Below are 24,264 nucleotides of genomic sequence, written 5' to 3' on the forward strand. Positions count from 1 at the left end.
CGTAGCGGGACCGCCGCCCGTCGGACGTCGTCTCAGACGTCGTCGAACTCCGTCACGACGGTGCGCCAGTACTCCGCGCCGTCGCGCGTGCGGTGCACGAGGCCCGCGTCGACCATCGCGCGCCGCAGCGACACGGGGTCCGCCGCGCGCGCCGCGAGCCGCCTGGTCAGGGTGAGCTCGGTGACGGGGTCCTCCAGCGGGAGCACCTGCGCCGCGAGGTACCGCACGACGAGCTCGCGGTCGCGCAGCCGCTTCGGCATGCGCAGCAGGCGTCCGTCCGTGAGGAAGCGGTCGGGCCCCGTGGGGCGCGGCGTGGGGACGGTCGTGAGCAGCTCCGCGAACCGCTCGGGCGCCGCCCGCAGGAACCCCGTCTCCTCCCGCACGACGACGCCCGCGGCCAGGAGCGGCGCGAGCCGACGGCGCTCGTCGGCCGACAGCACGGCCTCCGCGGGGCCCTCGCGCACGACGCGCGCGAGCACCTCGAGGCGCCCCGCGTCGGCGAGCGACGCGACCACCTGCTTCCACGCGTTGTCGGGCACCGGGGCACCCGTCCGGTCTTCGTCCACCGCCCGACCCTACGCACGCCGCGCCGCGCGCGGCCACCGCGTTCCCGGGACCCCTCGCGTCCCCGGCGCCCCGCCTCGCGCCGGGACCCCGCGGGCGTGGCGGGGACGTCAGTCGAGGTGCACGGCGTCGCCCTGCCAGCGACGCCGCAGCCACCGGTCGTGCGACGCCACGACCACGGCGCCCGGCCACTCCGCCACGGCCTCCATGAGCTCGCCCGCGAGCGTGAGCGAGACGTGGTTCGTCGGCTCGTCGAGGAGCAGCACGTCGGGCGCCTGCGTGACGAGCATCGCGAGCACCACGCGCCGGCGCTGCCCCACGGAGAGCTCCGCGAGCCGCCGCCCCAGGTCGCACGGCGCGAGGAGGCCGTGCGCGTCCACGGCCGCGTCGCGCGCGTCCGCCGGGTCCACGCCCTGCGCGAGGGCGAGCAGCTCGCGCGGGGTGCGGTCGTCGTCGTGCAGGTGCACGTCCTGCTCGAGCAGCCCCACCCGGACCCCGCGCGCCCGGCCCACGGTGCCGGCGTCGGGCACGAGGTCGCCCGCGAGCACGTGCAGCAGCGTGGACTTCCCGGCGCCGTTGGCCCCGGTGACGAGGAGCCGGCTGCCCCGGGCGACCTCGACCGACGGGACGCCCGACGCCGCCATGTCGAGCCGGTCCGGCCGCTCGCCCGGGGCGGCCCCGGGCTCGCCGCGCCCGGGCCGGTGCACGACGACGCCCCGCGCCCAGGCGACCACGTCGCCGCCGCCCGGGGCGACGCCGGTCCCCCCGCTCGGCGGCGCGAAGCGCAGGGGCGGGGGCGGCTTGCGCACCTGGTCGCGCTCGAGCGCGTCGAGCCGCTGCTGCGCGTTGCGCACGCGTCGCGCGACCTGGCCCTGCACCCGCTCGCCCTTGAAGTCGTAGAGGATCTTCGCCTGGTTGCCCCGCTCACGGTTCTTCGCGACGTCCCGCGCCGTCACCGCGACGCCGCGCCGCAGCTCCGCGAGCTCGGCCTGCTCCGCCTCGAAGCGCTGCTCCCAGCGCTCGCGCTCGACGCGCTTGGCCTCGAGGTAGTCGCCGTACGTGCCGCCGTAGAGGGTCCCCGCTCCCGCGGTGCGCGCCGCGTCGCCCGCGCCTCGGAGCGGCTCCGCGACCGGGTCGAGGTCCAGGATCTCGGTGCACACCTCGTCGAGGAACACGCGGTCGTGGCTCGCGAGCACGACGGCGCCCGGGAGGGCCCGCAGCGCCGCGGCGAGGAACTCCGCCGCGGCGTCGTCGAGGTGGTTCGTCGGCTCGTCGAGCAGCATCGCGCCGGGCTGGCGCACGAGGAGGGCGGCGAGGCCGAGCCGGGTGCGCTGGCCGCCGGACAGGGACCCGACCTCGCGGCCGGCGACCCCGTCGACGTCGAGCCCGAGACCCGCGAGCGTGCGCGCGGCCCGCGCGTCGGCGTCCCAGACGTCGGCGAGCTCGGCCCGCGCGAGGGCGCGCGCGTACGCCTCCTCGGCACCGGGGACGGGTTCGCCTCCCGGGTCGCCGGCGAGGGCGAGCGCCGCCTCCTCGAGCTCGCGCTCGATCCCGCGCACGCGCACGAGCGCGTCGTCGACGACCGCGCGGACCGTCGTCGTCGGCGGGTACGGGAACTCCTGGTGCAGGAACCCGAGGTCCGCGGGCCGGCTGACCGTGCCGTTGTCGGGCGCGAGCGCGCCCGCGAGCACCCGCAGGAGCGTGGACTTGCCGACGCCGTTCTCGCCGACGAGGCCCGTGCGGTGGCCGGGGTCGACGGCGAGGTCGACGCCGCGCAGGACGGCGCGGCCCGCGAAGGACACGCGGACGTCGGACGCGCGCAGGACAGGGGTGGGACGTGCCATGGGTGATCACCTACCAGGTGCCCGGGTGGCGCGCGCTCGCCGCGGACGGCGGCGGGGGCCACGGCGACGGGCTCGACGGGACGGAGCGGCCGGGGCAGGTGAGGATCACATCGCGCCCGACGCTACGCCGCCGGGACTGGAGACGCACGGCTTTTTCGGCGCCGTCACGGGACCGGTCCCGTGGCGGCGCCGAGCCGAGCACCACCGCGGCTCCGCCCCAGGCCCGACGGCGTCCCTCGCCTCAGGGAGCGGTCGGCTCCGTACCGGGGGCCGCCGGGGCCTGGGTCGGCGCGGTCGTGGGCTCGGGCGCCGGGTCCGTCGGCTCGGGCGACGGCTCGGGCTCGGTCGGCTCCGGCTCCGGCTCCGGGTCCGGCGCCGGGCCGGACGAGACGACGATCGCGACCGTGCTCCCCGGAGCGACCTGGGTGCCGGAGCCCGGCGCGACGGAGAGCACCGTCCCGGCTGCGGCGGGGTCGGTCTTCGTCGTGACGCTGACCTTGAGCCCGGCACCCTTGAGCGCTGCCTCGACCGCGGCCTGCTGCTTGCCGACGAGGTTCGCCGGGACGGCGACGGTCGTGGGCGGCGGCGGGTCCGTGGGCTTCGTCGGCGGGGGTTCCGTGGGCGTGGGCGTGGGCGCCGGTGCCGGTGGCTGCGGCGCGGGCGGGGTCGTCGGCTTCGGTGCGGGCGCGCTCGGTCCCGTCGGCTTCTGCGGCGTGGACGGCGCGCTGCCCTCGGCAGGCGTGTACCGCGTCGGCATCTTGCCCGCCGCGAAGAACTCGAAGTGCCACGGCTCCGGCTTGGACCCGTTGGGCCGCGCCCACGCGGGGTTGTCCCAGCCGTAGTCCGGGCCGTGCGTGCGGAGCCAGACGTACTCGAGCGACGTCCCCGACGGCACGTTCCCGCCGACGTCGATCGCGAGGCCCCACCCGTGCTGCGACGTGCCGGGCACGGCCGCGAGGTACGGCTTCACCGCCTTGAGGCGCACCTGCTCGTCGTACGGGCGGTACGCGTCGGTGATCTTCAGCGCGTACCCGAACTCCTTCTCGAACTCCGCGGCGAGGGCCTCGAGCTGCTCCGCGGCGTCGCAGCGCAGGGTCTTGCCCGGCGCGAAGTCGAGCGCGCACAGCGCCTCCGGCGGGATGCGGCCGTTCTGGTACTGCGCCGTCGAGCCGGCGTACCGTTCGACGACCTCGGCGAGCCGCTCCGCGAGGGTCGTGCCCGCGAGCGCCGTCGCCCCGGCGGCCGGGACGACGCCGACCGGCACGAGGTCGGTGCCGAGCAGCTCGGCGAGCGTCGTCGCGGAGGCGAGGACGTCCTCGAGCGTCACGTCACCGTGCGCGTGGTCGTCGTCCTCGGCGTGGTCGCCGTCACCGCTGTCAGCCGAGCCGTCGGCCGGGTCCTGAGACCCGTCCAGATCGCCGGGGGCGACCCCGTCGGGCGCGGGCACCTCGTCCTCCGGCAGCGTCCGGTCGCCGGGTGCTCCCGCGTCGCCCGGGGACCCTGCGCCGCCGGGGGCGGACGGGTCCACGGGCGTGCCCGCGCCGGGTGCCGGGCTCGGCGTGCCGCCGGGGCTCGGGGTCTCGTCCGGCGAAGGGCTGGTGGACGCGCTCGGGGACGGGCTGCTCGTCGGGCTCGGCGAGGGCGCGGTCCGCTCCGCCGCGGTGCGCACGGCGTCCGCCGTGACGTCCCCGGAGGCGTCGACCGTCGCGGGCTGCTGCGCCGGGCCGTCGGTCGGGGGGTCCTGGGCCTCGCCGTCCGGGCGCGTCGTGGTGTCGTCGGCGCCTGTGCCCGTGCCCGTGCCGGCGCCCGGGCCTGTACCGGCGCCCGGGCCGAGCGGCTCCGGGAGCTCGGGGACCTGCGCGTCGTCGAGCGACTCGTCCAGGTCGAGGTCGCCGTCGGGCACGAGCGGAGCCGGGACGCGGCGGGCCGCGTCCTGCTGCGCGAGATAGGTGGCGAGGAGCATGCCGAGCTCGGCGCGGGCCTGCTCGACGGGCGGGGAGACGTGGCCGTCGTCGAGCGCGTTGGCCGTCGCGAGGACCTCGATCGCGCCGTCGAGCTGCTGGTCCTCGTCGAGGCCCGCCCCGAGGGTGCTCGAGAGCGCCGCGACCTGGGTCGCCGTGGCCGCCTCCTGCGCGAAGAACGACGCGCCCGGGCGCGGCTGGACGCTGCCGGAGAGGGCCGCGGCGAGCGTGATGGCGAGCGCCGAGGAGATGAGGACGTGCGAGACGGCGCGTGCGCGCCGTCCGAACGACTCCGGGCCCACCGCGCCGGCGGCGGGCGCGGGCTCGGGCGTCACGGGCGCGTCGTCCGCGCCCTCGTGCTCCGCCGTGGTGCTCACCGCTCACTCCCGTGCTTCGTGCCCTGCCACGGACCTGCGGTCCCGCACGCCGGATGTGCGCGTCGTCGCGCCCGACGTCACGGCTGCGCGCGCCCACGATCGGTGTGCTGCACGCCACAGTGCCCTCGTTCGCCTACCGTACACCGCCTCCACGAGGCTCTCACCCCCGTCTCATGTTCGCGGTGGACAATCGCCCCATGAGCTCACCGACACGTCACCGCAGGTCAACGTCTCGCGCGCTCGCGCTCGGGGCGGCCGTCGCCGCGACCGTCGCGCTGGGCGGGTGCGCCGAGGACGGCTCGGTGAGCGTGCCGGAATTCACCCTGACGGGCGACGGGGTCCAGCAGTTCCTCGACGACGCGCGGTCCCAGGTCGAGACGATCGGCGAGGACGTCCGGTCGCTCACCGACGACCTGGGCACCCTCCCGGACGACACGCGCGCCCGCGCCGAGGAGGCCGTCGCGTCCGCGCAGGAGGCCGCCGACGAGGCCCGCGCCGCGGCGGACGCGGCGGCGTCCGCCACGGACGAGACGCGCGCCCAGGCCGAGCAGCGCCTGGCCGACGCCGAGGCCGCGCTCGACGACGCGTCCACCGAGCTGGGCGACGTCGCCGACTCGCTCTCCGGCGCCGACGCCGCGGTGCGCGACGGGATCGAGAGCCTGCGCACCCGGGTCGACGAGCTCCGCACCGACCTCGAGGACGCCTCGGGCTCCTGACCGGGCGGGCCACGCGCGGGCTGACCGCGCCCGGTATCCCCGGGCCCTCGTCCGCACCGGGGACCTAGGTCCCCGGGCCCGGCGACCTTTGCCTGACGTCCACCCTTCCTTCACAGGGGTTTGCTTGGTCTCAGGAGCCCGACCGCACCGGACGGGTCGATGAGAGGGGACAGTGATGAAGGGGACGATCGAGCGGAACGCCAACGCGCCGCTCCCTACGGTCGAAGGCACCGAGCCGGAGACCCTCAGCCTCGCGGAGCGCGCCACGCGGCCCACCCAGGTGGTCCTCGGCGTCCTGCGGATCACGATCGGGTTCTACTTCCTCTGGGCCTTCCTCGACAAGACGTTCGGGCTCGGGTTCGCCACCCCCGCCGAGCGGTCGTGGCTCAACGGGAACAGCCCGACCACCGGCTTCCTGTCGAACCTCGAGGGCACGTTCTCGGGCTTCTTCAGCGGCCTCGCAGGGAACGCGTTCATCGACGTGCTCTTCATGGTCGGCCTGCTCGGCATCGGGCTCGCCCTGATCCTGGGCATCGGGATGCGGATCGCCGCGGTGAGCGGCACGCTCCTGCTCCTGCTCATGTACCTGGCCGAGCTCCCGCTCGTGACCAACCCGATCATCGACGACCACATCACCATGTCGCTCACGATCATCGCTCTCACCCTCCTCGGGGCGGGCAGCGTGCTCGGGCTCGGCAAGACGTGGAAGAAGATCCCGTTCGTCCAGCGCAACGCCTGGCTGGTCTGACGGTTCGACCGCCCGCCGTGTGCGGCGGGCCACGGGGCGACCGATACCGCGCGACGATCTGAGGCCGTCGCTGCAGGGAGTCGCTCCCGGGGGAAGAGGGGCGTGCGGGCGGTGGGGAGACCACCCGCACGTCCCGCCCTCTGCGCCCGGCAGGGCGACCGACAGCTCGACGGAGCCGGTCGCCCGCCGGGCGCCTTTCTGCGTGCGGCCCGGCGTCAGCCGAAGCGGGCCAGCAGCTCCGCCGCCTGGGCGTCTCCCTGGGCGGCGGCCTCGCGCCACAGGGCCATCGCCTCGGCCACACGGCCCGCGCGGAGGCGGAGCACCCCGAGGCTCGTGCGCGCGGTCGGCTCGCCGGCGAGCGCCGCCTGCTCGAGCAGGTCCTCGGCGTCGGGCCCGCGCCCCGCGCGCACGTAGAGGTCCGCGAGCGTCGCGGCGACGCGCGCCTCGCCCGTCCCGGCCCACCCCTCGAGCAGCGCGACGGCGTCGTCCGGGCTCAGGGCGCCGCTGCGCACGAGCTCGACCGCCGCCTCCCAGCTCTCGCCCGACGTCGCCGCGAGGATGCCGTCGGCGGCGTCGCGCTCCCCCAGCTCGGCGAGCACCTGGGCGAGCCGCACGGCCGCGCCCTCGACGCCCTGCGCCAGCTCGTACCAGCGGCGGGCCGCATGCAGGTCCCCGCGCTCCGACGCGACCTGCGCCGCCATGAACGCCCCCAGCGCGTCGCCCGCGAGACCGGCGAGCTCGAAGCAGCGGAACGCCTCCGCGGCGTCGCCCGCCTCGTGGTGCGCGACGCCCAGCCGGTACACCGCCCCGGGCACGCCCTGCTCGACGGCCGCCTCGTAGAACGGGACCGCGGCAGCCGGGCTGCCGAGCGCGCGCAGGTCGTCCGCGATCGCGACGAGCTCGGCCGGGTCGTCGGGGTGCAGGTGCCCGACGGCGGACCGCAGGTCGGCGAGCGCCGCGGCCTCGGCGGGCGCTCCGGAGCGCGGGGCGACGTCCGCGCCCTGGTCGGTGGTCGGCATGCGGCACCGCGTCCCTTCGGCCCCCTGCGTCGACGGCTCGGTGGTCCGGACCTGCGCGACGGCGACGTGCGGCCGGCGGCAGGACGGCGTCGGACGTCCCGAGATGTGGACGCACCGTAGCGCGGCGGTGTCGCCCACGTCACACCCCCGGGGTGGACCGGGTGCCTCCTGACCGCCGGCGTCTGGGAGACTGCATCGGGTGAGCGGAACGACCGACCTGCCGGGCAGCGCCGGGCAACGTGTGCTGGACGCCGTCGTGGCGGTGACGAGCGACCTCGACCTGCCGCAGGTGCTGCGGCGGATCGTCGACGCGGCGATGGAGCTCACGGGAGCGCGGTACGGCGCGCTCGGGGTGCTCGACGCGTCGGGGCGCGAGCGTCTCGCGCAGTTCATCCCCCTCGGCCTCTCGGACGACGAGGTCGCCGCGATCGACCACTGGCCGCACGGCGAGGGGCTGCTGGGCGAGCTCATCGACCACCCGGCGCCCATCCGCGTCCCGGAGATCGCCGAGGACGTCCGCTCGGCGGGGTTCCCCGAGGGCCACCCGCCCATGCACACGTTCCTCGGCGTCCCGGTCCGGGTGCGCGACACGGTGTTCGGCAACCTCTACCTCACCGACAAGCAGGTCCCCGGGGGCGGGTGCGAGGAGTTCTCCCCGGAGGACGAGGCGGCCGTGATCGCGCTCGCCGCCGCCGCGGGCGTCGCGATCGAGAACGCGCGGCTCTACGGCCGCGCGAAGCAGGTGGGCGTCCTGGAGGACCGCGACCGCATCGCGCGCGACCTGCACGACGTCGTCATCCAGCGCCTCTTCGCGTCGGCGATGACGCTCATGAGCGTGCAGCCGCTCGTCAGCGACCCGGACGCGCGCACGCGCATCGAGGAGACCGTCTCCGACCTCGACGAGACGATCCGGCAGATCCGCTCCACCATCTTCGCGCTGCACACGGCCACGGACCCGGACGCGCCCTCGATCGAGGACCGGTTCCGGGCGCAGGCCGAGGCGGCGACGACCGTCCTCGGGTTCGCGCCCGAGGTCGACGTCGAGGTGGCGTCCGAGGGGTCCGGCGCGGGCGTGACCGACGGCGGCCCGAGCCTGCCGGCCGAGGTCGCCGACCAGCTCGTCGTCGTGCTCGGCGAGGCCCTGACCAACGTCGCCCGGCACGCGCGGGCGAGCCGCGTCGTCGTGCACCTGGCCGTGACCGCGCACGAGGCGCGCCTCACGGTCACCGACGACGGCGTGGGCATCCAGCCCGGCGGCCGGCGCTCCGGCCTGCGGAACATGCAGGCGCGCGCCGCAGCGCTCGGCGGGTCGAGCACCGCGACCGCCCTGCCCGACGGCGGCACCCGCCTCGAGTGGTGGGTGCCGCTCGGTTGAGCGTCAGCGCAGTATCCGCCGCCCCGTGACGATGCGCGGCACGACCTTGATGACGCGGTCGCGCGTGCCGGGCACGAACGTCACGAGCGGGAGCGCGAGCAGCCGCGCGCGCTCCACCGGCTCCGTCACCTCGAACGTGCGGCCGACGAGCACGACGGACCACCCGGAGCGGGCGTCGGCGTCGAACGAGTCGACCTCGAACGCGACGACGGCGCGGCTGGCGGCCACCGCGAGCTTCGAGCCCTCCGCGGTCCGGAACACGACGTCCGGGCCGTCGAGCACGAAGTTCACCGGCTGGATCGCCGGCAGCGCGTGGTCGGTGTAGACGATCCTGCCCACGGGGACGGTCGCGAGGAGCGCGTAGCTCTCCTCCGGCGTGAGCTCCGCGAGCCCTGCCGAGGCGCGCGGGCGCTCGGCCGTCGCGAGCCCCCCGCTCCCCACCGGTGCCCCTGTCCCGGTCCGCTCGACTGTGTCCATCTCCACATCGTCGCGCCGCGGTGTCAGATCCGGGAGTGCCGAAGGTCCCGACGCCGCGCGGTCGCCCGGTCCGCGGGCTTCGGTCCCCGGTCCGTGCGCGGGCGAGCCCTCGGGCCCCGCCCCGTCCTGCGGGCCGGGCCCGTCAGGGACGCTGCGCCGGGCCACCGTGCTGCCGGTCCCCGGCCGCGCCGCCCGCTCCCGGGGCGCCCTGGCGGGACGACTCCTCCTGGCGCATCTCGGTCGCGAGGACCGCGACCTGCGTGCGGCGCTGCAGGCCGAGCGTCGCGAGGACGTGCGAGACGTAGTTCTTGACCGTCTTCTCCGCGAGGTAGAGGCGCTTGCCGATCTCGCGGTTCGTCAGACCCTCGCCGATGAGCGCGACGATCTGGCGCTCCTGCTGCGACAGGCCCTCGAGGCGGTCCGGCGTCTCGTCCGCGGCGTGGCGCAGGCGCTCCAGGACGCGCGCGGTGCTGGCCGGGTCGAGGAGCGACCCGCCCGCCGCGACCGTGCGGACCGCGCCGACGAGGTCGGACCCGTGGATCTGCTTGAGCACGTACCCCGACGCTCCGGCGAGGACGGCCTGGAACAGCGCCTCGTCGTCGGCGAAGGAGGTGAGCATGAGGCAGCCGACCTCGGGCAGCTCGGAGCGCACCTCGCGGCACACCTCGACGCCCGAGCCGTCGGGCAGGCGCACGTCGAGGATCGCGACGTCGGGGCGCGTCGCCTTGATGCGGGCGAGCGCGGAGGCGGCGGTGCCGGCCTCGCCGACGACGGTGATGTCACCGGCGGCCTCGAGGAGAGCGGCGACGCCGCGGCGGACCACCTCGTGGTCGTCGAGCAGGAACACGCGGATCGGGTGGGGAGAGCCCATGCCCTCAACGTAGCCGGTCGGAAGGCGATTCTCGCGCGCGCGAGCCCGTCGTGCCGCAGGTGCGGGACCTTCGTCCCGGTGCGTCGTGCCGTGCGACCCGCGCGTCCGGGGCGGTCGCCGGGTGCGGCCGACCGCCCGTAGGAGGTATCCAGGAGGTGTGGCAGGTGGCGGGACGACCGCCACGAAGGGGATCGAGGACCGAGGTGGTCATGGTGAGCGGATCGACGCAGCAGGTCGTGCTGGTCGGTGTGGACGGCAGCACGACGAGCGGCAAGGCCCTGGACTGGGCGGTGCACGAGGCGGCCTGTCGGGGCGCCGAGCTGCGCGTGCTGCACGTCGCGTACGTGCCGGTCGTCGCGACGCCGTTCGTCGGCGGCGCGTACTACCCGAGCGTCGAGGAGCTCGGCGAGATCGCCGGCCCCATCCTCTCGGCCGCCGCGGAGCGCGCCGCGCGCGTGGACGCGTCGGTGCCCGTGCGGACGCTGCTGCGCTCCGGCCCGCCCTCGGAGGCCCTGCTCGACGAGGCCAAGGACGCCGACCTCGTCGTCGTGGGGTCGCGCGGGCTCGGGTCCGTCGGGTCGATGTTCTTCGGGTCCGTCGGGACCCGGCTCGCCGCCCGTGCGCCCGTGCCGGTCGTGGTCGTGCCGCCGTCCGTCGAGCACGTCGAGCGCACCACCGACGTCGTGGTCGGCGTCGACGGGTCCGTGCACGGCGACGCCGCGCTCCGGTTCGCCCTCGACGAGGCCGCGCGCACCCGCTCCCGCGTCGTCGCGGTGTGCGCCTGGCGGATGCCCACCGGACCGCTGTGGGAGGAGAACCCCGCGTTCTACACCGCCGCCGAGCGCGACGCGCGCGCCGAGGCGTCGCGCACCGTCGAGGCCGCCCTCGGGCGCGTGCGCACCGCGGAGCACGACGACGTCCTCGTCGAGACGTTCGTCGTCGACCGCGAGCCGTCCGTCGCCCTCCGGGAGGCCGCGGCGGGGGCCGCGCTGACCGTCGTCGGGTCGCGCGGCCGCGGCGACCTGCGCGGCATGCTCCTCGGCTCCGTGAGCCAGGAGGTGCTGCACCACGCGACGCACCCCGTCGCCGTCGTCCACGCGGCGCGGGACTAGGGCCGCGCGCGGGGCGGGGCGGCCGTCGGGCCGCTAGCGTCGGGACCGTGAGCGACGACGCACAGCCCCTCCCGCACGACCCGTCGTGGCCCCGGGCGGGCGACTGGCCCGGGCCGACGGGCGACGCCGTCGACGTCGCGCTGCTCGGCGTCCCCGCCTGGCGCACGTCGCTCTCGCCGACCGGCGCGCACGCGACGCCGGCCGCGGTGCGCGCCGCGCTGCGCCGGTTCAGCCCCGCGCTCGTCCCCGACCGCCCCCTGCCCGACGGCGGCCCCGCCGCCCGCGTGCGACCCGTCGCCGCCGTCGACGCTCGAGGCCTCGGCGGGCGGGCCGGTCCCGTCGACCTGGCGGGGCTCACGTTCGCCGACCTCGGCGACGTCGACGAGCCCGACGGCGCGGAGGGCGAGGCCCGGACGCGCGCGGCCGTCCGCGCCGCGCTGGAGCACGCACGGCTGCTCGTCGCGCTGGGCGGCGACAACTCCGTGACCGTCGCGACCGCGCTCGGCGCGTGGGGGGACGACCTCGCCACCGCCGGTCTCGTGACGCTCGACGCCCACCACGACCTGCGCGACGGCGTGTCCAACGGGTCCCCGGTGCGGCGGCTGGTCGAGGCGGGGCTCGACCCGCGGCGGGTCGTGCAGGTCGGCATCGCGGACTTCGCGAACTCCGCCGAGTACGCACGCTGCGCCGTCGAGCTGGGGATCACGGTCGTGCATGTCGACGAGCTGCGCCGGCGCGGCCCGGAGGACGTCATGCGTGCGGCCATGGAGGTAGCGGGCGCCGCGGGCGGCCCGGTGCACCTCGACGTCGACGTCGACGTGTGCGACCGCTCCGTCGCCCCGGGCTGCCCCGCGAGCGTCCCCGGCGGGATCGCGGCGTGGGAGCTGCGCGCCCTCGTGCGGGCCGCGGCGCTCGACGACCGGCTCCGCTCCGCCGACGTCGTCGAGGTCGACGCGACCGCCGACGCCCCCGACGGCCGCACCGTCCGCCTCGCCGCGCTCTGCGTCCTCGAGCTCGCCGCCGGCGTCGCCCTCCGCGAGGTAGAGCGTCCGGTCGCGACGTAGAACGCTCCGAGCCCTATCGCGTGACCGGAGGCTCTATCTCGGCGGGAGGCGGACGGCGTCCTTCCAGACCGCCGAGACGAGCGGGACGCCGGGGCGGTAGGCGAGGTGGGTGCGGCTCGGGGCGTCGAGCAGGACGACGTCGGCCCGGGCGCCGGGGGCGAGGTGCCCGACGTCGTCCCGCCGCAGCGCGAGCGCACCGCCCGCGGTCGCGGACCACACGGCCTCGGCGACGGTCATCCGCATCTCGCGGACGGCGAGCGCGACGCACAGCGGCATCGACGACGTGTAGCTCGACCCGGGGTTGCAGTCGCTCGCGAGCGCGACGACGGCGCCCGCGTCGAGCAGCCGTCGCGCGTCGGGGTAGGGCTGGCGCGTGGAGAACTCGACGCCCGGGAGCAGGGTCGCGACGGTGCCGGGGGCGCCGCTCGACCGGGCCCCGCCGCCGGTCCACGAGCCCGCGAGCGCCGCGACGTCGTCGTCGGTGAGGTGCGTGCAGTGGTCCACCGCGGCGGCGCCCAGCCCGACGGCGAGGCGCACCCCCTCCCCCGGCCCGAGCTGGTTCGCGTGCACGCGCACGCCGAGCCCGGCGGCGGCCCCTGCCTCGAGGACGCGGCGCGACTGCTCGGGCGTGAACGCGCCGGTCTCGCAGAACACGTCGACCCACCGGGCGTGCGGCGCGCACGCGGCGAGCATCTCCCCGCACACGAGGTCGAGGTACGCGTCGGCCCGGCCCGCGTACTCCACCGGCACGACGTGCGCGCCGAGGAACGTCACCTCGGGCGTCGCCTCGCGCGCGAGCCGCACGGACCGCTCCTCGTCCGCGACGGTGAGGCCGTAGCCGCTCTTCACCTCGACCGTGGTCGTGCCCTGCCGGGCCGCCTCGTCGAGGTGCCGGGCGAGCCCGGAGCGGAGGACGTCGTCGGACGCGGCGCGCGTCGCGGCGACGGTCGACCGGATGCCGCCCGCCTCGTACGGGCGCCCGGCCATGCGCGCCTCGAACTCGGCGGCGCGGTCGCCCGCGAACACGAGGTGGGTGTGCGAGTCGACGAACCCCGGGAGCACCGCGCGCCCGCCCGCGTCGACCGTCACGTCCGGCTCCCGTCCGTCCAGCGCGTGCCCGACGGCGTCCCGCGCCTCCCGGGCCGGACCCGCCCAGGCGACCCGGCCGCCGTCGAGCAGCACGACGGCGTCCGTCACCAGGCCGGTCTGGTCGCCGTCGCGCGTGCCGGGGCCGCCCGGGACGTTGGTCGTCAGCTCGCCGATGCCGGTGAGGAGCGTCGACCCGGGCGCCGAGGGGCCGCCTGTCGCGCGGCGCCCCGTCACGTCGTCTCCCGCGTCGGGACGCGCAGCCCGCCGCGCTCGGCCGCGGCGACCGCGTCGTCGTAGCCGGCGTCGACGTGGCGCAGCACCCCGAGGCCCGGGTCGTTCGACAGCACGCGCGCGAGCTTCGCCGCGGCGAGCGGCGTGCCGTCCGCGACGGACACCTGGCCCGCGTGGATCGAGCGGCCCATGCCCACGCCGCCGCCGTGGTGGATCGAGACCCACGTCGCGCCCGACGACGCGGCCGTGAGCGCGTTGAGCAGCGGCCAGTCGGCGATCGCGTCGGAGCCGTCGGCCATGGCCTCGGTCTCGCGGTACGGGGACGCGACCGACCCGGCGTCGAGGTGGTCGCGGCCGATGACGACCGGCGCGCGCACCGCGCCCGACGCCACGAGGTCGTTGAACGCGAGGCCCGCGCGGTCGCGCTCGCCGTGCCCGAGCCAGCAGATGCGTGCGGGCAGGCCCTGGAACGCGACCCGCTCCTGCGCGGCGCGGATCCAGCGGTGGAGGTGTTCGTCGTCGAACAGGTCGAGGACGGCGGCGTCGGTCGCGGCGATGTCGCGCGGGTCGCCCGAGAGCGCGGCCCACCGGAACGGGCCCTTGCCCTGCGCGAACAGCGGCCGGATGTACGCGGGCACGAACCCGGGGACGTCGAACGCCCGGTCGTAGCCGCCGCGGCGCGCCTCGTCGCGGATCGAGTTGCCGTAGTCGAACACCTCCGCACCGGCGTCGAGGAACCCGACCATCCCCTCGACGTGCCGGGCCATGGACTCGCGCGCACGGTCGGTGAGCTCGTCGGGCTTCGCGGCGGCGTAGTCGGCCCAGTCCGCGAGGTCGACCCCGACCGGCAGGTACGACAGCGGGTCGTGAGCCGACGTCTGGTCCGTGACGACGTCGACCTCGACCCCGCGCCGCAACAGCTCCGGCACGACCGTCGCACTGTTCCCCTCGACCCCCACCGAGAGCGCCCGGTGCTCGCGCCGCGCGTCCTCGACGAGCCGGACCGCGGCGTCGAGGTCGTCCGCGACCAGGTCGAGGTACCGCTCCCGGACGCGCCGGTCGAGGCGCGACCGGTCGACGTCGACCACGAGGCACGCCCCGCCGTTGAGCGTCACCGCGAGCGGCTGCGCGCCGCCCATGCCGCCGCACCCGCCGGTGAGGGTCAGCGTCCCGGCGAGCGTCCCGCCGAACCGCTTCGCGGCGACCGCGGCGAGCGTCTCGTACGTGCCCTGGAGGATGCCCTGCGCGCCGATGTAGATCCACGACCCCGCCGTCATCTGCCCGTACATCGTCAGGCCCATCGCCTCGAGCCGCCGGAACTCGGGCCACGTCGCCCAGTCCCCCACGAGGTTCGAGCTCGCGAGCAGCACGCGCGGCGCCCACTCGTGCGTCCGCAGCACCCCGACCGGCTTGCCCGACTGCACGAGGAGCGTCTCGTCGTCCGCGAGCGTCGTGAGGGTGCGGACGATCGCGTGGTAGCTCGGCCAGTCGCGCGCCGCCCGGCCGGTGCCGCCGTAGACGACGAGGTCGTCGGGCCGCTCCGCGACCTCCGGGTCGAGGTTGTTCATGAGCATCCGCAGCGGCGCCTCGGTCTGCCACGACCGCGCGGTGAGGGTCGTGCCCCGCGGGGCGCGGACGGGGACGGGCGTGCCGAGGCGGTGGGTCGGCTCGTGGGCCATGGTCGTCTCGCTCCTTCGGGTCGGGTGGGTCTCAGGCCAGGTGCCCGACGGCGGCGCTCGCCGCCGCGGTCACAGCGCCCGTCGCGACGAGGTGGGTCACGGCCTCGATCTCGGGCGCGAGGTAGCGGTCCGGTCCGGGTCCCGCGGCGACCGTGCGCACGAGGTCGCGCACGGCACCCGTCCCCCGCGCCGGGTGCAGGGACGCGGCGTCGCAGCGCAGGTCGAGCGCGCGCGTCGCGGTGAGCAGCTCGATCGCGAGGACGCGGCCCAGCCCGTCGACGGCGCGGCGGAGCGTGCGCGCCCCGGCCCACCCCATGGACACGTGGTCCTCCTGCATGGCCGACGACGGGATCGAGTCGACGCTCGACGGCACCGCGAGCCGCTTGAGCTCCGAGACGATCCCCGCCGCCGTGTACTGCGCGATCATCAGGCCGGAGTCGACGCCCGGGTCGTCGGCGAGGAACGGCGGCAGGCCCTCGTTCCGGGCCTTGTCGAGGAACCGGTCCGTGCGGCGCTCGCTCATGCTCGCGACGTCGGCCGCGGCGATCGCGAGGAAGTCGAGCACGTACGCGACCGGGGCCCCGTGGAAGTTGCCGTTCGACTCCACGCGCCCGTCCACCGTGACGACCGGGTTGTCGATCGCCGCCGCGAGCTCCCGGCGCGCGACGGCGGCCGCGTGGTCGAGCGTGTCGCGCGCGGCGCCGTGCACCTGGGGCGCGCACCGCAGCGAGTACGCGTCCTGGACGCGCGTGCACGCGGGCCGGCCGTCGGCGTCGAGCGTGCGGTGGCTCGCGACGACGGGCGAGCCGTCGAGCAGCGCGCGCAGGTTCGCGGCCGACGCCGCCTGGCCGGGGTGCGGGCGCATCGCCACGAGGTCCGCCGCGAACGGCGCGTCCGAGCCGAGCAGCGCCTCGACGCTCGCCGCCGCCGCGACGTCGGCCGTCGTGAGCAGGGACCGCAGGTCGTGCAGCGCGAGCGCGAGCATGCCGAGCATGCCGTCCGTGCCGTTGATGAGCGCGAGGCCCTCCTTCTCGCGCAGCGCGAGCGGCACGATCCCGGCCGCGGCGAGCGCGTCGGCGGCGGGCACGAGGGCTCCCGTCGCGTCCCGGACCTCGCCCTCGCCGAGCGCGGCGAGCGCCACGTGCGCGAGGGGCGCCAGGTCGCCCGAGCAGCCGAGCGAGCCGAACTCGCGCACCACGGGCGTGAGGCCGGCGTCGAGCATCGCGGCGTACGTGTGCGCGACGACGGGGCGCGCCCCGGTCCGCCCGGTCGCCAGGGTCGCGAGCCGCAGGAGCTGCAGCGCCCGCACGACCTCGCGCTCGACCTCCGGCCCCGACCCCGCCGCGTGCGACCGCACGAGGCTGAGCTGGAGCTGCGCGCGCCGCTCGACCGGGATGTGCCGCCGCGCGAGCGCGCCGAACCCGGTCGAGACGCCGTAGTGCGGACGGTCGTCGCCCGCGAGCCCTTCCACGACGGCGCGGCTCGCCGCCATCGCCTCGACCGCCGCGTCGGCGAGCCGGACCCGCGCGCCGTGCCGCGCGACGTCGACCACGTCGTCGATCGTCAGCGGGCCGTCGCCCACGACGACGACGCGCGCGGCGCGGGCGGGGTCGGAGACGGCCGGGGAGTGCGTCGTCGCTGCCATGCCCCCAGGACACACCGCGCCCCGACGCGCCGGGAGCCCGCCGCGACAGGTTCAGTCTGGCATCCCAGACACAACGCCCTGCTCCGTCCCGGACCGCGAGATACCGCCCCCCACCACCAGGCCACCCCGGCGAGCCGAGCAGGCGATCGTGGCGCGTCAGCTGCCCGGGACGCGCCACGATCGCCTGTTCGGCACCGGGCGGGGTGGGAGGGGGGTGGGAGGGACGGGCGGTGGCAGTGGTCAGGCGTTCACGTAGGCCGCGAGGTGCTCGCCCGTGAGCGTGGAGCGGGCCGCCACGAGGTCGGCCGGGGTGCCCTCGAAGACGACGCGACCGCCGTCGTGCCCGGCGCCGGGGCCGAGGTCGATGATCCAGTCCGCGTGCGCCATGACCGCCTGGTGGTGCTCGATGACGATGACGGACTTGCCCGCGTCGACGATCCGGTCGAGGAGCCCGAGGAGGTTCTGCACGTCGGCGAGGTGGAGGCCGGTCGTCGGCTCGTCGAGCACGATGACGCCGCCCTTGTCGCCCAGGTGGGTCGCGAGCTTGAGGCGCTGGCGCTCGCCGCCGGACAGCGTCGTGAGCGGCTGGCCGAGGCTCACGTACCCGAGGCCGACGTCGTCGAGGCGCTCGAGGATCGCCGCGGCGGCCGGCACCTTGCCCTCGCCGGACGAGAAGAACGCGCGCGCCTTCGCGACCGGGAGGTCGAGCACGTCGGCGATGTTCAGCCCGCCGAGCGTGTAGTCGAGCACCGCGGCCTGGAACCGGCGGCCGCCGCAGTCCTCGCACGGGGTCGAGACGGTCTCCATGAAGCCGAGCTCGGTGTAGATGACGCCCGCGCCCTTGCACTCGGGGCACGCGCCCTCGGAGTTCGCGCTGAACAGTGCGGGCTTGACGCCGTTGGCCTTGGCGAACGCCTTGCGGATCGGCTCCAGCAGGCCCGTGTACGTCGCGGGGTTGCTGCGGCGCGACCCCCGCACCGCGCTCTGGTCGATCGTCACGACGCCCTCGCGCCGCGACACCGACCCCTCGACGAGCGAGCTCTTCCCCGACCCGGCCACCCCGGTCAGCACGACGAGCACCCCGAGCGGGATGTCGACGTCCACGTCCTGCAGGTTGTGCGCGTCCGCGCCGCGGATCTCCAGCGCGCCCGACGGCGAGCGCACCTCCTCCTTGAGCGTCGCGCGGTCGTCGAGGTGGCGGCCGGTGACGGTGTCGCTCGCGCGCAGCCCGTCGACCGTGCCCTCGAACGTCACCCGGCCGCCGGCCGTGCCCGCACCCGGGCCGAGGTCGACGACGTGGTCCGCGACGACGATCGTCTCCGGCTTGTGCTCGACGACGAGGACGGTGTTGCCCTTGTCGCGCAGCTGGAGCAGGAGGCCGTTCATGCGGTCGATGTCGTGCGGGTGCAGGCCGATGGTCGGCTCGTCGAACACGTACGTGACGTCGGTGAGCGACGACCCGAGGTGGCGCAGCATCTTGATCCGCTGCGACTCGCCGCCCGACAGCGTGCCCGACGGCCGGTCGAGGCTGAGGTAGCCCAGCCCGAGCTCGACGAACGACGCGAGGTTCTCGCCGAGGGCGTTGACGACGGGCGCCATGTGCGGGTCGTCGAGGTCGCGGATCCACGCGGCGAGGTCGGTGATCTGCATCGCGCACAGGTCGGCGATGTTGACGCCGCGGATCTTCGAGGAGCGCGCCGACTCCGACAGGCGCGTGCCGCCGCACTCGGGGCACGGTGCGAACGTCGCCGCACGCTCGACGAACGCACGGACGTGCGGCTGGAGCGAGTCGACGTCCTTGGAGAACATCGACTTCTGGATCTTGGGGATGAGCCCCTCGTAGGTGACGTTGATCCCCATCGCCTTGATCTTGGTGGGCTCCTTGTAGAGGAAGTCCTCGAGCTGCTGCTCCGTGAACTCCCGGATCGGCCGATCGGCCGGGAAGAACCCCGACTCGGCGAACCCGCGCACCATCCACCCGTCGGCCGTGTACCCCGGGACCTTGATCGCGCCGTCGAGCAGGGACTTCGAGTCGTCGAAGATCTCGGTGAGGTCGAGGTCCGAGACCGCGCCGCGTCCCTCGCACCGCGGGCACATGCCGCCGTGGTAGATCGCGTTGCGGACGATCGTCTTCTCCCCGGTGGCCGACGTCATGATGCCGCTCGCCTTGCGCGCGGGGATGTTGAAGGAGAACGCCGTGGGCGGCCCCACCTGCGGCTCGCCGAACCGGCTGAACAGCACCCGCAGGATGGCGTTCGCGTCGGTCACCGTGCCCACCGTGGACCGCGGGTTGGCGCCCAGGCGCTCCTGGTCCACGACGATCGCCGTCGTGAGCCCCTCGAGGACGTCGACGTCGGGGCGGTCCAGCGTGGGCATGAAGCCCTGGAGGAACGCCGGGTACGTCTCGTTGATGAGGCGCTGCGACTCGGCCGCGACGGTGTCGAACACGAGCGAGCTCTTGCCCGACCCGGAGACGCCCGTGAACACCGTGAGGCGCCGCTTGGGGATCTCGACGCTCACGTCCTGGAGGTTGTTCGCCCGCGCCCCCTGGACCCGGATGACGTCGTGCGCGTCGGGGTCCTGGCGCTCCGAGGTCGACGTTCCCGTCGTCGTGGCCGTGCTCATGCGTGTCTCCTCGTCGTCGAGCCTCGTCGCGCGGTCGGGCGACCGGTCGACGGCGCCGACCGCCCGCTCCCGGCAGCCCGGGGAGAGTCTGCCGGAGAGCCGGACGGTCGGCGCGTGGATGGGTGCGGTGCGTGGACGTCCCGGGGGTGAGGACCGGCCGCGCGGTCGGGACTCATCGCGTCGTGCACGACGGCGGCGCGACACCGGGCGGTCAGGGCGGGCCCGCGGCGTGCGGAGGTCAGGAGCGCTGCTGGATGCGGATCTCGTTGCCCGCCGGGTCGCGGAACGCGCAGTCGCGCACGCCGTAGGGCTGGTCGATCGGCTCCTGCACGACCTCCGCCCCCGCGGCCTCGATCCGGGCGAACGTCTCGTCGACGTCGGGCGTCGCGAGGTTGACGCCGAAGTACGCGCCCTTGGCCACGATGTCCAGGAGGGCGCGCTTGTCGTCGTCGTTGAGGCCCGGCGTCGCGGCCGGCGGGTGCAGCACGATCGCGGTGTCCGGCTGGTCGGCCGGGCCCACGGTGATCCACCGCATCCCCTCGTAGCCGACGTCGTTGCGGACCTCGAAGCCGAGCACGTCGCGGTAGAACGCGAGCGACGCGTCGGGGTCGGTCTGGGGCAGGAAGCTGGAGTTGATGGTGAGGTTCATGAGAACGACGCTAGGACCGTCGTCCGGCCTGCGCTTCTCGATTCCTGACCGGTCGCGTGACCCGCCGCGCGACGCACGCCGGCATCCCGTCCAGCCGCTCCGTGCCGGGGACGGCGCCCGCGTCGGTGCCCGTCGTGGTCTCCGGCGAAGCGCCCGGCGATGTGCCCGGCGCAGCGCCGCGCGCGGTGCCCGCCACCGCGGCCGCCCGCGACTCCGCGGCAGCCGGGGACCCGGCGTCGGACTCGGCCGCACGCCGTCGGTACACGCTCGGCGGCACGCCGACGAGCTCGGTGAAGCGCGTGCTGAACGTCCCCAGGGACGAGCACCCCACCGCGAAGCACACGTCCGTGACGCTCAGGTCCCCGCGGCGCAGCAGCGCCTTGGCGCGCTCGATGCGCCGCGTCATGAGGTACGCGTACACCGACTCCCCGTAGGCGGCCTTGAACTCGCGGCTCAGGTGCCCGGCGGACACGTGCACGCCGGACGCGAGCGCCGTGACGTCGAGCGGCTGCGCGTACTCGCGGTCGATCCGGTCGCGCACGCGCCGCAGGCGCGCGAGGTCGCGCAGGCGCTGGTCGTCGGGCGTCGTCGTCACGCCTCGATCGTGCCACGGGCCTACCGTGGCCTCCATGCCGAGCGACGTCCCCGCCGCGCGCCAGGCCGTGCGCGTGCTCACGTTCCTCGCCGCGCAGGCGGGCCCGTCGCCCGCGGCCGCCGTCGCGCAGGGACTCGGGCTGCCGCGCTCGACCGTCTACCACCTGCTGTCCGTCCTCGTCGACGAGGGCTTCGTGACGCACCTGCCCGAGGAGCACCGGTACGGGCTCGGGACGGCCTCGCTCGCCCTCGGGTCGGCCTACGCGCGGCAGGCGCCGCTCGCGCGGCTCGCCCGGCCCGTCGTCGCGCGCCTCGTCGAGTCGACGGGCGAGAGCGCGCACCTCGCCGTGCTGAACGGGCGCGAGGTCCTCTACCTCGTCGAGCAGCGCGCGCCGCGCCGCCCCACGCTCGTGACCGACGTCGACGTCCGCCTCCCCGCGCACCTCACCGCGAGCGGGCGTGCCGTCCTCGCCGGGCTCCCCGCGGCGCAGGTCCGCGCCCTCTTCCCCGGCGCCGCGGCGTTCGCCGACCGCACCGGCGTCGGGCCGCAGTCCCTCGGCGCCCTGCGCGAGGTGCTGCGCGGCGTCCGACGGCGCGGCTGGGCCGAGGAGGACGGCGAGGTCACCCCGGGCCTCGCGTCCGTCGCGCACGCGGCCGTCGACCACACCGGCCTCCCCGTCGCCGGCATCGCCCTCACCTTCTGGTCCGACGACGCCCCGCCCGCCCGCCGCGCGGAGCTCGCCGCCGCCGTCGGGCACGCCGCCGCCGAGGTCAGCCGCCGCCTGGGCGCCCGGGCCACGCCGACCCGCCCGACCTCCCCGACCGCCCCGACCGCGCCGAGGTAGAGCTCTGGTCTGCCGAGGTAGAGCCCTGGTCACTTCCCTCGCTGAACCAGGGCTCTACCTCGCGGGACCTGGGCTCTACCTCGCGGCACCTGGGCTCTACCTCGGCGGACCGGGGGGAAGCGGCGTTGCGTGCGGCCGGCGTGCCGACTAGATTTTTCGGTATGCCGAACTTTTTGACGCGGATGTCCGTATCCCGTGCTGCCGCAGCCGTCGCGGTGCTCGCCGCTGCGACGCTGAGCGGCTGCTCGAGCGCCACGGACGCGGGGGCGACCGCGCCAGACGACGGCCGGCCCGTCGTGCTCACGACGTTCACCGTGCTCGCCGACATGGCGGAGAACGTGGCGGGCGACCACCTGCGCGTCGAGTCGATCACCAAGGTCGGGGCGGAGATCCACGGCTACGAGCCGACGCCCGGCGACGTCCGCAGGGCCGCGGACGCCGACCTGATCCTCGACAACGGCATGGGGCTCGAGGCGTGGTTCGGGCGGTTCGTCGACGGGCTGGACGTGCCGCACGTCGTCGTCAGCGAGGGCATCGAGCCCATCGCGCTCGGCGACGACACCGCCGAGGAGTACCGGGGCAAGGAGAACCCGCACGCCTGGATGTCGCCCGTGAACGCGCAGGTCTACGTGCAGAACATGGCCGACGCGTTCGCGGAGCTCGACCCGGCCCACGCCGACGACTACGCGGCGAACGCCGCGGCCTACTCGGCCGAGCTCGCCGCCGTGCACGACGAGCTCACGACGGCGCTCGACGCGCTGCCCGAGGGCCACCGCGCGCTCGTCACGTGCGAGGGCGCGTTCCCGTACCTCGCGCGCGACGCCGGGATGTCCGAGAAGTACCTGTGGGCGGTCAACGCCGAGCAGCAGGCGACGCCGCAGTCGGTCGTCGGCGCCATCGAGTTCGTCGAGCAGCACGACGTCCCGGCCGTGTTCTGCGAGTCCACCGTCTCCGACGACGCGATGCGGCAGGTCGCGCGCGAGTCCGGTGCCGCGTTCGGCGGGACGCTCTACGTCGACTCCCTCTCCGCGCCCGACGGCCCGGTGCCGACCTACCTCGACCTCCTGCGGCACGACACCGAGACGATCGTCGCGGGCCTGACCGGCACCAGCGCGGACGGTGACGCGTGAGCGCGGGCGGCCGGACGCCGTCGGGCACGCCCGCGATCGACGTGCGCGCCCTCACCGTCCACTACGGCGACGTCCTCGCGCTCGACGGCGCGACCCTCGCCCTGGGGTCCTCGCACGGGCCGGGGACGGTGTGCGGGCTCGTCGGCATGAACGGCTCGGGCAAGTCGACGCTGTTCAAGGCGGTGATGGGCATGGTCCGGCCGGACCGCGGCACCGTCCTGGTCGACGGCGCACCCCCCGCGCGCGCCCGGCGCGCCCAGGCGGTGGGGTACGTGCCGCAGAGCGAGGACGTCGACTGGGCGTTCCCGCTGAGCGTGCGCGACGTCGTCATGACGGGCCGCTACGGCTACCAGGGCTTCACGCGGCGCACGCGGCCCGCCGACCGCGACGCCGTCGCGCACGCGCTGGAGCGGGTCGAGCTCACCGACCTGGCCGACCGGCAGATCGGCGCGCTCTCGGGCGGGCAGCGCAAGCGCGCGTTCGTCGCCCGGGGGCTCGCGCAGGGTGCGACGATCCTCCTGCTCGACGAGCCGTTCGCCGGCGTGGACAAGCGCACGGAGGCGACGATCACCGCGCTGCTGCGCGAGCTCGCGGCCGGCGGGGCGACCGTCCTCGTCTCGACGCACGACCTGCACGCGCTGCCCGAGCTCGCCGACGAGGCGGTGCTGCTCCACCGCCGCGTCCTCCTGCACTCGACGCCCGCGGAGGTCCTGCGGCCCGAGAACCTCGCGCTCGCGTTCGGCGTGGAGGTGGCCCCGTGACCGACCTCCTCGCCACCCTCCTGGAGCCCCTGTCGTTCGAGTTCCTGCGCACCGCGCTCGCCGTCACGGTGACCGCCGGGATCGTGTGCGGCGTGCTGTCGTGCTGGCTCGTGCTCGTGGGCTGGTCCCTCATGGGCGACGCCGTCTCGCACGCCGTGCTGCCGGGCGTCGTGCTCGCGTACGTGGTGGGGGCGCCGTTCGCGCTCGGCGCGCTCGTCTTCGGGCTGCTCGCCGTGCTGCTCATCGGCGCGGTGCGCGACACGTCGCGCGTCAAGGAGGACGCCGCGATCGGGGTCGTGTTCACGACGCTGTTCGCGCTCGGGCTCGTCCTCATCTCCGTGACGCCGAGCCAGACGGACCTCAACCACATCCTCTTCGGCAACCTGCTCGGGGTGTCGCGCGCGGACCTGCTCCAGGTGCTGGCGCTGGGTGCGGTGACGCTCGCGGTCGTCGTGCTCAAGCGGCGCGACCTCACGCTCTACGCGTTCGACCCCACGCACGCGCACGCGATCGGCCTCTCGCCCCGACGGCTCGGCGCTCTGCTGCTCGGCCTGCTCGCGCTGACGGTCGTCGTCGCGCTCCAGGCCGTCGGCGTGGTCCTCGTGGTCGCGCTGCTCATCACGCCCGGCGCGACGGCGTACCTCCTCACCGACCGCTTCTCGCGGATGCTGTGGATCTCGCCGCTCGTCGCGGCGGTGTGCGGGGTCGTGGGCATCTACGTCAGCTACTACCTCGACACGGCGTCGGGCGGGACGGTCGTCGTCGCGCTGGGCGTGGCGTTCGCGCTCGCCTACCTGTTCAGCCCGCGGCACGGGCTCGTCGGGACGCGGGTCGCGGCGGCCCGACGCCGTCGGCTCGCGCGCGTCTGAGAGGCCGCGTCCGGCGGCC

General features: G+C 75.9%; 20 protein-coding genes and 1 pseudogene. 9 read left to right on the top strand and 12 right to left on the bottom strand.

Annotated elements, in window-relative coordinates:
- Window positions 1-32: 32 nt before the first annotated feature.
- From ACZ4MO_RS13270 to ACZ4MO_RS13280, 3 genes are all read right to left on the bottom strand, one after another.
- Window positions 33-566, bottom strand: a complete 534-nt coding sequence (locus tag ACZ4MO_RS13270; RefSeq protein ID WP_255437348.1) for a DUF2087 domain-containing protein — start codon at window positions 564-566, stop codon at window positions 33-35.
- Window positions 567-674: 108 nt separating this feature from the next.
- Window positions 675-2,408: an ATP-binding cassette domain-containing protein gene (locus tag ACZ4MO_RS13275; RefSeq protein WP_175009737.1), complete on the bottom strand. Its 1,734-nt coding sequence runs from the start codon at window positions 2,406-2,408 to the stop codon at window positions 675-677.
- A 241-nt stretch (window positions 2,409-2,649) separates the two neighbouring features.
- A complete protein-coding gene (locus ACZ4MO_RS13280; RefSeq protein WP_175009738.1) occupies window positions 2,650-4,746 on the bottom strand; it encodes a D-alanyl-D-alanine carboxypeptidase family protein in 2,097 nt (698 codons plus the stop codon).
- 197 nt (window positions 4,747-4,943) lie between these two features.
- On the opposite strand from ACZ4MO_RS13280, the gene ACZ4MO_RS13285 reads away from it, so the two are divergent.
- The gene (locus tag ACZ4MO_RS13285) at window positions 4,944-5,462 is read left to right on the top strand and encodes a hypothetical protein (protein ID WP_175009739.1); all 519 of its coding nucleotides are present in this window, start codon (window positions 4,944-4,946) and stop codon (window positions 5,460-5,462) included.
- A 175-nt stretch (window positions 5,463-5,637) separates the two neighbouring features.
- On the top strand, window positions 5,638-6,210 hold the full coding sequence (locus tag ACZ4MO_RS13290) for a hypothetical protein (protein WP_085387096.1): 573 nt from the start codon (window positions 5,638-5,640) through the stop codon (window positions 6,208-6,210).
- Window positions 6,211-6,425: 215 nt separating this feature from the next.
- Here the strand turns inward: ACZ4MO_RS13290 and ACZ4MO_RS13295 are convergent, their stop codons facing one another.
- Window positions 6,426-7,229: a tetratricopeptide repeat protein gene (locus ACZ4MO_RS13295; protein WP_175009740.1), complete on the bottom strand. Its 804-nt coding sequence runs from the start codon at window positions 7,227-7,229 to the stop codon at window positions 6,426-6,428.
- Window positions 7,230-7,428: 199 nt separating this feature from the next.
- Here ACZ4MO_RS13295 and ACZ4MO_RS13300 point away from each other — a divergent pair, with 199 nt between their 5' ends.
- Window positions 7,429-8,604, top strand: a complete 1,176-nt coding sequence (locus tag ACZ4MO_RS13300) for a GAF domain-containing sensor histidine kinase (protein WP_255437349.1) — start codon at window positions 7,429-7,431, stop codon at window positions 8,602-8,604.
- A gap of 3 nt (window positions 8,605-8,607) precedes the next feature.
- On the opposite strand, the gene ACZ4MO_RS13305 is transcribed toward ACZ4MO_RS13300, so the two are convergent.
- Window positions 8,608-9,081: a pyridoxamine 5'-phosphate oxidase family protein gene (locus ACZ4MO_RS13305; protein ID WP_083384665.1), complete on the bottom strand. Its 474-nt coding sequence runs from the start codon at window positions 9,079-9,081 to the stop codon at window positions 8,608-8,610.
- Between the two features lie 142 nt (window positions 9,082-9,223).
- Window positions 9,224-9,952 (bottom strand): response regulator, encoded by a 729-nt coding sequence (locus tag ACZ4MO_RS13310; protein ID WP_083384667.1) that lies wholly within the window; start codon window positions 9,950-9,952, stop codon window positions 9,224-9,226.
- Between the two features lie 212 nt (window positions 9,953-10,164).
- On the opposite strand from ACZ4MO_RS13310, the gene ACZ4MO_RS13315 reads away from it, so the two are divergent.
- Together ACZ4MO_RS13315 and ACZ4MO_RS13320 are read left to right on the top strand one after the other, a co-directional pair.
- Complete coding sequence (locus tag ACZ4MO_RS13315) at window positions 10,165-11,064, top strand: universal stress protein (protein ID WP_186810484.1); 900 nt, start codon at window positions 10,165-10,167, stop codon at window positions 11,062-11,064.
- A gap of 47 nt (window positions 11,065-11,111) precedes the next feature.
- Window positions 11,112-12,128, top strand: coding sequence for an arginase family protein (locus tag ACZ4MO_RS13320; RefSeq protein WP_175009742.1), 1,017 nt, complete (start codon window positions 11,112-11,114; stop codon window positions 12,126-12,128).
- 33 nt (window positions 12,129-12,161) lie between these two features.
- Here the strand turns inward: ACZ4MO_RS13320 and hutI are convergent, their stop codons facing one another.
- The 6 genes and pseudogenes from hutI to ACZ4MO_RS13350 all read right to left on the bottom strand — a co-directional run.
- The gene (hutI, locus tag ACZ4MO_RS13325; protein WP_175009743.1) at window positions 12,162-13,451 is read right to left on the bottom strand and encodes an imidazolonepropionase; all 1,290 of its coding nucleotides are present in this window, start codon (window positions 13,449-13,451) and stop codon (window positions 12,162-12,164) included.
- On the bottom strand, window positions 13,448-15,127 hold the full coding sequence (gene hutU / locus ACZ4MO_RS13330) for a urocanate hydratase (protein ID WP_175009744.1): 1,680 nt from the start codon (window positions 15,125-15,127) through the stop codon (window positions 13,448-13,450). The genes hutI and hutU overlap by 4 nt, the downstream gene beginning before the upstream one ends.
- Window positions 15,128-15,158: 31 nt before the next feature.
- On the bottom strand, window positions 15,159-16,772 hold the full coding sequence (gene hutH / locus ACZ4MO_RS13335; RefSeq protein ID WP_175009745.1) for a histidine ammonia-lyase: 1,614 nt from the start codon (window positions 16,770-16,772) through the stop codon (window positions 15,159-15,161).
- Window positions 16,773-17,012: 240 nt separating this feature from the next.
- Entirely contained in the window at window positions 17,013-19,397 is a 2,385-nt protein-coding gene (locus ACZ4MO_RS13340) for an ATP-binding cassette domain-containing protein (RefSeq protein ID WP_175009746.1), read from the bottom strand.
- Window positions 19,398-19,635: 238 nt separating this feature from the next.
- On the bottom strand, window positions 19,636-20,046 hold the full coding sequence (locus ACZ4MO_RS13345) for a VOC family protein (RefSeq protein ID WP_175009747.1): 411 nt from the start codon (window positions 20,044-20,046) through the stop codon (window positions 19,636-19,638).
- 211 nt (window positions 20,047-20,257) lie between these two features.
- Window positions 20,258-20,677 (bottom strand): annotated as a pseudogene (locus ACZ4MO_RS13350) (helix-turn-helix transcriptional regulator); the annotation flags it as partial.
- Between ACZ4MO_RS13350 and ACZ4MO_RS13355 the strand changes: the two are divergent.
- The 4 genes from ACZ4MO_RS13355 (at window position 20,676) to ACZ4MO_RS13370 (ending at window position 24,245) form a co-directional block, all read left to right on the top strand.
- Entirely contained in the window at window positions 20,676-21,485 is an 810-nt protein-coding gene (locus ACZ4MO_RS13355; RefSeq protein WP_175009749.1) for an IclR family transcriptional regulator domain-containing protein, read from the top strand. The pseudogene ACZ4MO_RS13350 and the gene ACZ4MO_RS13355 overlap by 2 nt on opposite strands.
- Before the next feature lie 161 nt (window positions 21,486-21,646).
- On the top strand, window positions 21,647-22,615 hold the full coding sequence (locus ACZ4MO_RS13360; protein WP_175009750.1) for a metal ABC transporter substrate-binding protein: 969 nt from the start codon (window positions 21,647-21,649) through the stop codon (window positions 22,613-22,615).
- The gene (locus tag ACZ4MO_RS13365; protein WP_175009751.1) at window positions 22,612-23,376 is read left to right on the top strand and encodes an ATP-binding cassette domain-containing protein; all 765 of its coding nucleotides are present in this window, start codon (window positions 22,612-22,614) and stop codon (window positions 23,374-23,376) included. The genes ACZ4MO_RS13360 and ACZ4MO_RS13365 overlap by 4 nt, the downstream gene beginning before the upstream one ends.
- Window positions 23,373-24,245, top strand: coding sequence for a metal ABC transporter permease (locus ACZ4MO_RS13370; protein ID WP_061267940.1), 873 nt, complete (start codon window positions 23,373-23,375; stop codon window positions 24,243-24,245). Before ACZ4MO_RS13365 ends, ACZ4MO_RS13370 begins: the two co-directional genes overlap by 4 nt.
- Window positions 24,246-24,264: the final 19 nt, after the last annotated feature.

The sequence above is a fragment of the Sphaerisporangium cinnabarinum genome (genome assembly GCF_055567015.1).